This is a genomic window from Cryobacterium sp. Sr8, assembly GCF_004403225.1.
GTDB lineage: Bacteria > Actinomycetota > Actinomycetes > Actinomycetales > Microbacteriaceae > Cryobacterium > Cryobacterium psychrotolerans.
In genome coordinates, this window is record NZ_SOHO01000027.1 from 1 (window position 1) to 10,455 (window position 10,455).

Annotated in this window: 12 protein-coding genes; 4 read left to right on the top strand and 8 right to left on the bottom strand. The window is 68.1% G+C overall.

Annotated elements, in window-relative coordinates; all coding sequences use genetic code 11:
* Positions 1-183 precede the first annotated feature (183 nt).
* On the bottom strand, positions 184-1,215 hold the full coding sequence (locus E3T54_RS04350) for a hypothetical protein (protein ID WP_134474719.1): 1,032 nt from the start codon (positions 1,213-1,215) through the stop codon (positions 184-186).
* A gap of 259 nt (positions 1,216-1,474) precedes the next feature.
* Positions 1,475-2,104, bottom strand: a complete 630-nt coding sequence (locus tag E3T54_RS04355) for a DUF2510 domain-containing protein (RefSeq protein WP_166804819.1) — start codon at positions 2,102-2,104, stop codon at positions 1,475-1,477.
* Between the two features lie 244 nt (positions 2,105-2,348).
* On the opposite strand from E3T54_RS04355, the gene E3T54_RS04360 reads away from it, so the two are divergent.
* Entirely contained in the window at positions 2,349-3,635 is a 1,287-nt protein-coding gene (locus tag E3T54_RS04360; RefSeq protein WP_134474721.1) for a hemolysin family protein, read from the top strand.
* 17 nt (positions 3,636-3,652) lie between these two features.
* Here E3T54_RS04360 and E3T54_RS04365 read toward each other — a convergent pair whose 3' ends face one another.
* Both E3T54_RS04365 and E3T54_RS04370 read right to left on the bottom strand, forming a co-directional pair.
* The gene (locus E3T54_RS04365; protein ID WP_134474722.1) at positions 3,653-4,930 is read right to left on the bottom strand and encodes a HipA domain-containing protein; all 1,278 of its coding nucleotides are present in this window, start codon (positions 4,928-4,930) and stop codon (positions 3,653-3,655) included.
* Complete coding sequence (locus E3T54_RS04370) at positions 4,930-5,193, bottom strand: helix-turn-helix domain-containing protein (protein ID WP_166804820.1); 264 nt, start codon at positions 5,191-5,193, stop codon at positions 4,930-4,932. Before E3T54_RS04370 ends, E3T54_RS04365 begins: the two co-directional genes overlap by 1 nt.
* Positions 5,194-5,284: 91 nt before the next feature.
* Here E3T54_RS04370 and E3T54_RS17540 point away from each other — a divergent pair, with 91 nt between their 5' ends.
* From E3T54_RS17540 to E3T54_RS04380, 3 genes are all read left to right on the top strand, one after another.
* The gene (locus E3T54_RS17540; RefSeq protein ID WP_255452816.1) at positions 5,285-5,413 is read left to right on the top strand and encodes a hypothetical protein; all 129 of its coding nucleotides are present in this window, start codon (positions 5,285-5,287) and stop codon (positions 5,411-5,413) included.
* A 238-nt stretch (positions 5,414-5,651) separates the two neighbouring features.
* Complete coding sequence (locus tag E3T54_RS04375) at positions 5,652-5,954, top strand: hypothetical protein (protein ID WP_134474724.1); 303 nt, start codon at positions 5,652-5,654, stop codon at positions 5,952-5,954.
* The gene (locus E3T54_RS04380) at positions 5,955-6,185 is read left to right on the top strand and encodes a type II toxin-antitoxin system Phd/YefM family antitoxin (RefSeq protein WP_134474725.1); all 231 of its coding nucleotides are present in this window, start codon (positions 5,955-5,957) and stop codon (positions 6,183-6,185) included.
* Here E3T54_RS04380 and E3T54_RS04385 read toward each other — a convergent pair.
* From E3T54_RS04385 to E3T54_RS04400, 4 genes are all read right to left on the bottom strand, one after another.
* On the bottom strand, positions 6,169-6,936 hold the full coding sequence (locus E3T54_RS04385; RefSeq protein WP_134474726.1) for a hypothetical protein: 768 nt from the start codon (positions 6,934-6,936) through the stop codon (positions 6,169-6,171). The two genes, E3T54_RS04380 and E3T54_RS04385, sit on opposite strands and share 17 nt — an antisense overlap.
* Positions 6,933-7,955 carry a LysR family transcriptional regulator gene (locus E3T54_RS04390; protein WP_134474727.1) on the bottom strand — a complete coding sequence of 341 codons (1,023 nt, stop codon included), beginning with the start codon at positions 7,953-7,955 and terminating at the stop codon, positions 6,933-6,935. Before E3T54_RS04390 ends, E3T54_RS04385 begins: the two co-directional genes overlap by 4 nt.
* Positions 7,956-8,056: 101 nt before the next feature.
* Positions 8,057-9,067 carry a dipeptidase gene (locus E3T54_RS04395; RefSeq protein ID WP_241977054.1) on the bottom strand — a complete coding sequence of 337 codons (1,011 nt, stop codon included), beginning with the start codon at positions 9,065-9,067 and terminating at the stop codon, positions 8,057-8,059.
* Positions 9,068-9,294: 227 nt separating this feature from the next.
* Positions 9,295-10,245: a GntR family transcriptional regulator gene (locus tag E3T54_RS04400; RefSeq protein ID WP_134474729.1), complete on the bottom strand. Its 951-nt coding sequence runs from the start codon at positions 10,243-10,245 to the stop codon at positions 9,295-9,297.
* Positions 10,246-10,455 lie beyond the last annotated feature (210 nt).

The following is a 10,455-nucleotide window of genomic DNA, read 5'->3' on the forward strand; positions in this document are numbered from 1 at the left end:
CACACCCCGAACGCTTCAGAAACCGACCCACGGCCCCACAACACCCGCAAAAAACCGGAATCAATACCCACCTGTTGTCTCAGACAGGTTGACAACTACCGTGCGCCACGCGCGAAGCGGCGTACCGCCCGCGCAGCTCGAAATCTCCGGCCCGCGAGGCCGCGGGAGAGGCGCCCCAGAGCCCTAACCCACCCGCGTGAGCACCGTGAACGACATCGTCGTATTCGACCCGTTGATGCAGGTCTGGTAGAGCAGGTCGTACCCCCGCGGGATGTTGCCGGTGCCCTGCGTGTTCGCGTTGAGCACCGCGGCGACCCCGCCCACCCGGTAGGTGCCGGACAGCACGCCCGACAGCGTGATCAGGCCCGAGCTCGGGAAGCGGGACCCGCCGCAGCTCCAGTGCTCGCCGATCACGCGCACGCCGTAGCGCCCGGTGAGGTCGACCGCGCCGTTGCAGGCATCGATCTGGGCCTGCCAGCCCGCCGTCCAGACGTACTTGTTGAACCGGGCCGTGCCGGCGCGGGGCTGCCCCGCCGCAGCGGGCGCCTGCCACGCTCGCGCGGGGGCACGCGCGGCCGCCGCGCGAGCAGCCTCCGCCGCCCGGGCCGCTGCCGCCGCCTTGGCCGCCTTCACCGCCGCCAGCCGCTTCTGCTCCGTCTGCCAGGCGAGCACGGCATCCTTCACCGCCTGCACCGGACCGGCCAGGTGTGCCCGCACGGTGGACAGGTCGGCAGCCTCCGCGAATCGATGACCGCGCAGCACCGACGCTGCGTCGTAGAACCCCAGCCGAGCCGAGAACCGGCTGGTCACGGGGGCAGCAGGGTCAACCAGCCGGTACCCCTTCTTCAGTTCTTCCCTGACCAGGTCCAGCTGGTACTGCTCGGCCCGGATGCCCTCCGCCAGGGTCGTGCGGGCCGCGGGGGCGAGCACCTTCCCCGCGCTCGCGTTCAGCGTGAGCTCTGCGGACGCCAGGACCGACTCCGCGACCGCGAGCAAGCCGACCGCCCGCAGTCGCCTCTGCTCGAAGCCGTCCACCTCGCCCAGGTACCGGGCTTCCGCCACCGACACCGTCGCGGCCGAGACGTGGCCGGCCCCGAAGGCGACGTTGCCCGCCGCCAGGGCCAGCGGCACGGCGAGCATCGCAATGGCCGCGAGTGCGCGGCGGCGCACCGGGTGCCGGCCGGGCAGGCGAGGCGGGCGGGACGAAGTACTCATCAGCAGGTCCCCTTTCGGGAAGGGACGCGTGGCGGGTGGTTCGGGTGCCGCTCAGTCAACTCCGCAACAGCAGAACATGACAAGTGCTCAGTTATGAAGAAGTGCTGCGCCCCTACCCCCAGTTATGGTCACGCGGGCACGCCGCAGCCGTGCCGAAGACCCGCACAGGGGCCAGCACAAGAGGTCAGCTACACAGCGGCCCGCTACACAGCGGCCCGCCACACAGCGGCCTGCTACACCGAGGTCAGCTAGACCGAGGTCAGAGGCTCCCGAGCCACATCGTCACGGCCGGCATCGAGTCCTCGACCTTGAGCGTGACCACGGCGTAGCTCACGACCCAGAGCAGCACCATGACGCCGATCGGGAGCAGACCGCGGCCGACGCGCCGGCGCACGACGATCGAGCGGCCGAGCACGTACAGGTCCACCGACAGGAAGGACCAGGCCCAGTGGAACGGACGATCGATGCCGTCGGACCGCAGCCCCCGCCAGTCGACGTACGAGAAGATGAGCGAGGCGATCCGTGCGGCCAGGGCGAGGGCATACAAGAAGTAGAAGTCCGGGTTGAGCAGGGCCAGCCATGACGTGACCGAGAGGTCGACCATGGTGGACAACCCCGACGTGAATCCGATCAGGAACCCGGTCAGGTCGAACGCCACCAGCGCGAACAGGGAGAGAAGGGGAAGCCCCACGATCATCCAGATGGATGCGCTGTAGACGGGCATCGCGGAATCCCGCAGCGACACGCGGGCGGCCGGGTTGTTCGCAGCCGCGGGGTCGATCAGGTGTTCGGTCCACCTCGCGCCGTCCCACCAGCGCTGTCGGGCGGCCCCTGACGGGTCCGGGTACCAGCCTGCTTGCGTGGAGATGGTTCCTGCCGTGTCGGTCACGAGGGCTCCTTGATGTTCGGGTGCGGCCAGCATAGAGGGCCGGCGGCACCGCGCCTCAGCCCCCTATCGGGGGATATCGGCAGTCCCGATCCGGGGCTACTCGGCCAGTGCTGGCGCGCCCGGCGAGCCTCCGCAGGTCGCCGGGCAGGAGGCAGGATTCATAGAATGAGCTCGTGGATGACCTTCAAAGTTCCAGCCGCGCTACGCCCCCGGTTTCGACGAGGTTCCCGGATGCGGCGAGCTAATGGACGCGTACACCTGGGTCAATCTCGCTCTCGTGCTGCTTTTCGTGCTGATCGGCGGGGTGTTCGCCGCGACGGAGATCGCGTTGGTGTCCCTGAGGGAGAGCCAGCTGCACGGGCTGCGGAAGCAGGGAAGCCGTGGGGCCAAGGTTGCCTCGCTCGCGCGTGACCCCAACCGGTTCCTCGCGGCGGTCCAAATCGGCGTGACGGTCGCCGGCTTCCTCTCCGCAGCCTATGGGGCGTCAACGCTGGCCCCGGATGTCGCGCCACTGCTCGAGGCGCTCGGCCTGCCCACGCGCGCGGCAGACGTGCTGGCCCTGATCGGCATGACGCTGCTGATCGCGTACCTGTCGCTCGTGCTCGGCGAACTCGTGCCCAAGCGGCTTGCGCTGCAGCGGGCGGCCGGTTTCTCGCTCGCGCTTGCCCCGCCGCTTCTGATTTTTGCTTCGCTGATGCGACCGGTGATCTGGTTTCTCTCCGTGTCAACGAACGCCGTCGTGAGGATCTTCGGCGGAGACCCGCACGCCAGGAAGGAGGAAATGTCGGTCGAGGAGCTCCGGGATCTGCTCGGCGCCCATCCGGGGCTCGAAGTCGATGAGCGAAAAATCCTCGGTGAAGTCCTCACCGCAACGGATCGAACCGTCAGGGAAGTGATGCGCCATCGCGCGGATGTCGCCTTCCTGACCGGCACCCAAACGATCCCCGAGGCGATCGGCCAGGTACGCGTGATGCCGTACACGCGCTACCCGCTCATCGGCCAATCCGTTGACGACGTGATCGGTTTCGTGCACGTGCGCGATCTTCTCGACCCGGAGGGGCACCGCGGCGCGAGCACGGTCGCCGACCTTGCGCGGCCGATGCTGTTCCTTCCGGGCACGAATCGCATCCTGCCTGCCATGACGCAGCTGCGACGCGCCGGAGTACACATGGCCGTCGTGATCGACGAATACGGGGGAACCGACGGCATCGTCACGCTCGAGGACCTCGTCGAAGAACTCGTCGGCGAGATGCGGGATGAGCGCGACGCTCCCGAGGCCGAGGCCGTGCGCCGCTCCGACGAGTCCGGCGCGGCACTGATCGTGGATGGCAGCGTGAACATCGAGGACTTCGCGGAGCTGACCGGGATCGAACTCGAGGACGGCCCGTATGAGACCGCGGCCGGCTTCATCACCGCTCGGCTGGGCCGCCTGCCCGTCGTCGGCGACACGGTCACCGTCGGCGCGCGCCGACTCAGGGTCGCCGCCATGGAGCGGCTCCGAATCACCACCATCGAGGTACTCGCTCCTTGACGGGCCGAGGTGGTCGGTCAGGCCCAGCCGCGGGTGACGACGAGCTCGTGGATGGAGTTGGCGACGGTGGCCGCGTATCCGGCCACCTCGGGGCTTCCGGTCGTCCGGCCGGCCGCGTCGGCGAACGCTGCGGCCAGGTTCGACCGGATATAGGCGACCCGCTCGGCGGCCAGGTCGGCCGGGATACGGAGCCTGGTGGCCGCTTTGAGCAGCTCCGGCAGGCCGATGGCGTCAAGGGTGTACTCGTCGTCGAGCATCATCGCCGAGCGCAGCGGTTCCCGGGACGAGTACGTCGCGTGGGTGCCGACGTCGTAGAGCGGGGCGAGGGTGGCGCGTCGGCCGGAGAGGAGCATGGAGAAGTTCTTGGCGTGGGCGTCGGTGCAGGCGGCGGAGACGTTGAACACGAGGGCGTCGAAGAACCGGCGGCGGCTGTCGGCCGCGTCGCGGGGGTCGGCGAGGTTGTCGAACAGGGCCGCGACCTGGTTCACGCCGGGGCCGCCGTCCTGCTGGTATTTCCGGGCCGGGGCGACGGAGAGCGCCTGACAGAGGTCCTCCTGGTGCAGCCGGGCCCACCGGCCGTTGAGCTTCCGCCGGTCGTAGCGGGTGGAGACGAACACCCGGTCGCCCCGGTCGGTGGTCATCAGCTCGTGCCTGGACACGGCCAGGCCGAGTATCTGGGCGGCGGCCATCGTTACGTGCTCGTTCACGTCATGGTCGGTGTAGGGCGGGACGGCCGGTTTCAGGATGTGGGTGGTGGGGGTCGAGTCCCTCGGGGTGCCCCAGGTGCCGTCCTCGAACCGGAACAGGGCCACCTTGGGCTGGGCGCCGGGAAGGGACCAGTGCATTTCGGCGCGCTGCTGCCCCCAGGTGTCACGGTGCTCGATGAGGTCCGCGATGACCTCGCCCACCTCGGCGTCGGTCAGCGGGGTGACATCGCCCTGCCTGGTGGCGGCGTCGGGCGAGTCCGCCCCCGGCGGGAGCACCTGGACGGCGCCGGCGGAGTCCCGGCCCACATGGGCGAGGAGGCCGAAGGCGTTCCGGACGGACGTGTGGTGCTCGCGGGCGAGCTGCTCGAGCTTGGTGGGGCTGTCGGGCAGGAGCCCCTGGAGGAACGGCAGGACGACCTTGTTGGGGTGATCCCGGCGGGTCAGCGGCATCGACAGGGACAGGGGGGTGGGACCGCGGCGCTCGAGGCGATAGGCGTCGTCGTACTGGAACGTGGTGTTGCCCTGGGCGCTCTGATGCAGCGTCCCGGCGTGGATGCCGTCGAGGTAGACGCTGAGCTCGCGGGCCATCAGCGGTCCAGGTCTCGGAACACGTCGTCGAGGGCGCTGTCGCTCTCGTCCTCCGGGGTGCCTGTGAGGTCGACGTGCAGGTGGAGGGTGTTCAGCACGGTGAAGACCCGGCCGAGGGACGAGCTGGGGTTGCCGGCCTCGAAGTCGAGCAGCCAGTCTCGGGTGACGCCGGCGGCGTCGGCCAGGGCCTGCTGGGTCATCCCGAGGGTTTCGCGTTTCTGGCGCGCTGCGGCGCCGAGGTCCCGGGCTGTGTATACGTCCATGCTGCTCCCTCCAATGTGGGCAATAACCCACATGACCCATTGTGGGTCATAGCCCACATTCCGTCAAGTGGGTTATAACCCACATTTTTAGATGTGGGGTATTTCCCACACAGTCGGTGCCACCCGGCGTCGGCGTCGCCGCGTCGCGACCGGCGTCCTGTTCCTCGAGGACATCATCGAGGAGCTCATCGGAGAGATCGAAGACGCCACCACCGTCTGACCTGCGCTGGGTGTCGCCTCATGCGTTGGTTGTGGACCAATTCGCGGGTAGTGCGCCGCTGCGCGCGTGATGCGCCGCCCGCGAAGCGGCGCGCCGCCCGCGCAACTCGAAATCTCCGGTGGCGCGGCCCCTGGCGGTCATATTCCGGCGCCAGATGAGGGCTAGTATCGCCGTGCCCCCGCAGGACACGCGGCGATCTCCATGGGCGGGTCACCCGCAAACGGACAAGAAGCTAGCAATGAGCACCTCACAGAGTTCCGCTTCCGGGCGCTCCAGCCTGGCTGGAGGCATGAGCGCCGCTTTCGGCCTGAGCGGGATTGCGGCGCTGGTGTGGTTGTGGGTGCTGACCGCGACGCCCATTGACCCGGCGAACTGGGTACGCATTCTGGGGCTGGCCTTCCTCCCCGTCGGCGTCGTGGGCGCGGTCATCGCCGGGACTGCCGGCCTGCGCAGTGCCGGCCGACGCTATGCGCTCTTCGGCCTCAGCGCGGCCGCCGTGACGGTGATCGGGTTTGTTCTCCTGATCACCATCTACGGCTAGATTGCGGACCACTCGGCCCTCCCCCATGATCGTGAGGAGCTCATCATCACCCGCGCCGGGCACGAGCCAGTTGTGATCGTTTCCCTGGATGAGTACGCATCGCTCAAGGAGACGGCCTACCTGCTGCGAAATCCGGCCAACGGCCGACGACTTCTCGGATCAATCGAACGCCTGGAATCCGGACGCGGCACGGTGAATGACCTGACCAGCCTTGCTACTCGGGGGACGTGACGAGCGTGCGGACCAGGGCGACAAAGCGCTCGCTTGGGATACCGGCTTCGCTGACAGGGGCACTTCGGCCGGCTAGCCTTGCCAGTTGGTGCAATGTCCGGGCCGTGTCGAGGCGGGCACCCGTGAGGGGGTTGTCCCCGAGTCTCCAGCCCCCGATATCCTCGGCTTTGTACGCTCGCGCAATCATCAGCAGGTTGTAGAGGTCCGTCACGTCTTTCGCGGCCAGCCGCGACGCATAGGCGTATGCCTTGAGGATGGTGGCAATTTCGACGGGTGGCACCCGAACCGTGAACGTGATGCGTTTGCCATTCAAAAGAGTCACCCCAACATCCAAGGTGATTGGTGCCGCGATGAGCGCCAAGCGAAGGCCCGGCGCTGAATCGAACTGACGGTGCCCCAACTGCTTCGGCTCGAACGTAGTGTCGTCTGCAGGCACGAGCAGGTCGACCGCGAGACCCGGCTCCTTCACGTATCGGTTCCCGGCTGTGGCAGCGTAACCGGCGTCGACGAGCAAGTCGTGGAGTCTCCCGGACTCGGCGACCTGAGTGGAAACGGCGGCATCCGCGTCGGCCGTGCGCCGCAGCACTGTGTCCGGTGTGGGATATGCCGTGAGGAGCAGGCCCACCATATGGCCGCCGACGACACGGGCATCGTCGATGCCCTCGGTGAGGCGTGCGATGTCAGCGAGGGCTCGAAATGCCCCGTCATCGGCTTGTGAAGTCGCGACCGTTTCTATGGCCCGGCGAATCACTCGGCAACCTTCGCCCACGATGAGAGCACCGTCTCCCGGAGCTTGCCGACGGCGTCACCTGCGTCGGGGCCGCCGATTCGGATGACGTCCCAGGCGGTGATGAGTGGGTCCACGGTTTGCAACTGGCTGGCTTCTACCCAGGCCTGGGCTGTGGCCCATAGGGTGTGGTCCGCTGGCACCGTGTATTCCAATGTTGCGGAGTCAGCGTTGGATTCAGCAAATCCGAGTTTCGCCAGGTTCATCCCGGCGTGCGCATAGATGACGGCGCGGGAGGGGATACGCCACGGCGAAATGGAATCCGCCGCGGCGTCCCCTGAGAGCAGGGCGCCTAGCCCTGTTCCCGCTTCCAGTACCCGCCGTGCTTGATTGGCCACCGGGTCCAGGCCATACCAGCTGGTTCTGATACCGCGCGGCCCCGGATACGTTGCCAGGAACTGATCGAATAGTGCCCCAGGGTTGGTGGCAACCCAACCACGCCCGTGCCGCTCAACCTGGTCCTCTAACGCTTTCAGGGCCTGCGAGACAGCAGCTTGGGTGACGCCGGCTTCCTTTGCTAGAACGGTCTGTGGGCGTGGTTCGCAAGTGCGGAGAAGGACACGGGTGAGGGCATGTCGTCCCCAGGGCTGGCGGCGAACATGCTCCTGGGTCAGTTCAGCGCGACTGTTCGAGGTTTCCGGTCGAAACTCTCTGCCATCGATGAGTACGGTCTGATCGCTTAGCGCCGCTATCGCGAGGCTCCGGTTCACGGCCGCCATCTCCCGAAGCGTGCTCGTGAGCCGCGGAACGATATACAGAAGAGTGGTGCGGGCGGGGCCTGTGTGTTCAGTCCTTTCCAGATCCCGCTGAATCTCGGATGGCGTTGGTGGCTTCTGGCGCACCTTGACTGTGGCGGGGGTGAGCGCGCCTGGGTGCATCCACAAGTCAACGGCGGATGAGCCAGTGACGTGGAGCGGGATGCCGGTGGACAGGATGAGCTCGATGCCGGCGTCGGCGGTAACTCGGTCTCGATTCTGAACCATGGTAGGAGTCTATAAGTTTTCCTAGTAATCGTCACTATAAGTTATATGGCATTTCTGTCGCACACCTTATCGCACCTTCTCCGGGGCACGGACCCGAAGGCTCAGCGGCTCCCCGGCCAGAGCGGCTCCGTCGCCGCGTCCTCCACCGCACGCATCACGCGCAGGATGTTGCGCCCCGCGAGCTTCTGCAGGTCGCCGGCCGACCACCCCCGCGTCGCCAGCTCGTCGAAGAGCGCCGGGTAGGTGCTCACGTCCTCGAGGCCCGCCGGCTGCACCGGCGTGCCGTCGTAGTCGCCGCCGATCCCGATGTGGTCGACCCCGGCCACCGCGCGGGCGTGCTCGATGTGGTCGGCAACATCAGCCAGAGTGGCGTCCGGCCGAGCCGACACGAACCCCGGCACGAACGTGACCTGCAGCACGCCGCCGTTGCCGGCGAGCTTCTCCAGCACGAGGTCCGACACGTTCCGCGGGTGATCGGTCACCGCCCGCGCCGAGGAGTGGGAGAAGATCACCGGGGCCGTCGTCGCGGCCAGGGCGTCGAGCTGGGTGGATTCCGCGGTGTGCGAGAGGTCCACGATCATCCCGATCCGGTTCATCTCCGCCACGATCGCCCGGCCCGTGTCGTTCAGCCCGGTCGTCTGCCGCAGGCCCGTCGCCGAGGCCGCCCAGGCGGTGTCGTCGTTGTGGGTGAGGGTCATGTAGCGCACGCCCAGGCGGGCGAACATCCGCAGGGCCCCGAGGGATCCGGCGATCGAGTGCCCGCCCTCGATGCCCATCAGCGAGGCGATCCGGCCTAATGCCCAGACCCGCTCCAGCTCGTCGGCCGTGCTGGCGCAGCCGAACACCTGCGGATACGAGGCCACGAGCCGGTAGACCGCGTCCACCTGCTCGAGGGTCGCGACGACCGCCGCCTGCTCGGGCAGATCCGACGGCACCCAGACGGACCAGAACTGCGCGCCCACGTTGCCCTGCCGCAGCCGAGGGATATCCGTCTGCAGTTCACTGCGCACGGCGTCGAGGCCCGCGACCGAGTAGCCGGCACTCACGCGCAGCGCGTCGGGCAGGTCGTTGTGGCCGTCAATCAAGGGGACACCGGCCAGTAACGTGGTCATCCGATCCAACATCAGGCCATTCTCCCGCATGGGCGACGGGCGAACGGATGCTCCCTCTCCGGCCAGATGGCCGAGAGCGTCATGAGCGCGGCCGGCAGCGCCTCGTTGACCGTCCTTTTGAATTCCTAATTCAGGACCCTCCAGATTCCTGGTTTGACCCCCTCCAAATTCCTAACATGTCGATGTCTCGCCTTCTGGATGAAGCGCACTCAGCAACATGCGGCCGTTTAGCGCTCGAGGTCCTCGGAGAGCTGCTGCAGCTGCAGCGCCAGCGTGCGGGCTCGCCCAGCAAGTTCCGTGCGATCAGACGACTCGGCGTCCGGAGCCACGCCAGAGCCGGCACCAGCGCGGGCGCCACCCCCGGCACCGCCGCCGCCGCCACCACCACCACCAAAGCCGACGGGCTCCACCGCGCGCTGCGCCGCGACAGGGCCCTCGCCCAGCACGTCGATGTCGAAGACGACCCGGTCGGCCCGGTGCCAGGTCGAAAACACCTCGATCGGCAGCCCGCTCTCGTCGAGGCTCGTTCCCTCGAGCAGGAGTACCGGCGCCCCGACAGGCACGCCCAGGGCCTGCGCGAGCGCCGCCGAGGCGGGCACGGCGCGCACCTGGCGGCGGCCGGACACGATCGACGCGCCCAGCTTGTCCCGCATCACCGCGTGCAGGGACGCGTTCGTCAGATCCTCGGCGCTGAGCCGCCCGCCGAGCGACAGCGGCAGCCAGGTGTGGATGAGCGCAATCGGCTCGTTTCCCACCGAACGCAGGCGCCGGATTCCGAGCACCGCTGAGGTCGCGAGCGCCGCCTCCGCGTGGGCGTTCCGCTCCGGCGCGAGGTGCAGCACCTCCGTGGTCACCTGGGCGCCCTCCGCCGCGATCTGGGTGGAGAGGCCCGACATCCGCTGCACCAGGCGGTGATGCTCACCGCGGGGGGCGACGACGCTCCCCCGCCCGCGCCCGCGCTTGATCAGCCCTTCGGCCGTCAGCGCGGCGAGCGCCTGCCGCACGACCGAGCGGGAGATCCCGAACCGGTCCTGCAGCTCGGCCTCGGTCGGCAGGCTCGACCCGGGAGGGAGCTCACCGTCGGCGATGCGGGAACGAATGATCGCGCTCACCTGACTGTGCATCGGCGTGCGGCTGGTCGAGTCGACCGCCCCGGGCGATACCTCGTTTAGCCACATGGTGCCATCGTATATTCCTGCCGCGGCGACCCCCGACGCCCCCGGGCTAGGCGTGTCTCCCACAGGCTGCCGAGCTCGAGATCTCGAGCTGCGCGGGCCCAACGCCGCTGCGCGGGTGGCGCACGCTGATTGCCATGATGGTCGTAAGACACCCTAGGCAAGCAGTGCGGGGAATTGGAGCAGCTATGAATGACCCGATTATTGGCGTGA

Coding starts and splice junctions, on each gene's coding strand:
- E3T54_RS04360 (WP_134474721.1), top strand. CDS start 2,349: ATGGACGCGTACACCTGGGTCAATCTCGCTCTCGTGCTGCTTTTCGTG.
- E3T54_RS17540 (WP_255452816.1), top strand. CDS start 5,285: ATGTGGGGTATTTCCCACACAGTCGGTGCCACCCGGCGTCGGCGTCGC.
- E3T54_RS04350 (WP_134474719.1), bottom strand. CDS start 1,215: ATGAGTACTTCGTCCCGCCCGCCTCGCCTGCCCGGCCGGCACCCGGTG.
- E3T54_RS04365 (WP_134474722.1), bottom strand. CDS start 4,930: ATGGCCCGCGAGCTCAGCGTCTACCTCGACGGCATCCACGCCGGGACG.
- E3T54_RS04400 (WP_134474729.1), bottom strand. CDS start 10,245: ATGTGGCTAAACGAGGTATCGCCCGGGGCGGTCGACTCGACCAGCCGC.
- E3T54_RS04390 (WP_134474727.1), bottom strand. CDS start 7,955: ATGGTTCAGAATCGAGACCGAGTTACCGCCGACGCCGGCATCGAGCTC.
- E3T54_RS04395 (WP_241977054.1), bottom strand. CDS start 9,067: ATGACCACGTTACTGGCCGGTGTCCCCTTGATTGACGGCCACAACGAC.
- E3T54_RS04370 (WP_166804820.1), bottom strand. CDS start 5,193: ATGGACGTATACACAGCCCGGGACCTCGGCGCCGCAGCGCGCCAGAAA.
- E3T54_RS04375 (WP_134474724.1), top strand. CDS start 5,652: ATGAGCACCTCACAGAGTTCCGCTTCCGGGCGCTCCAGCCTGGCTGGA.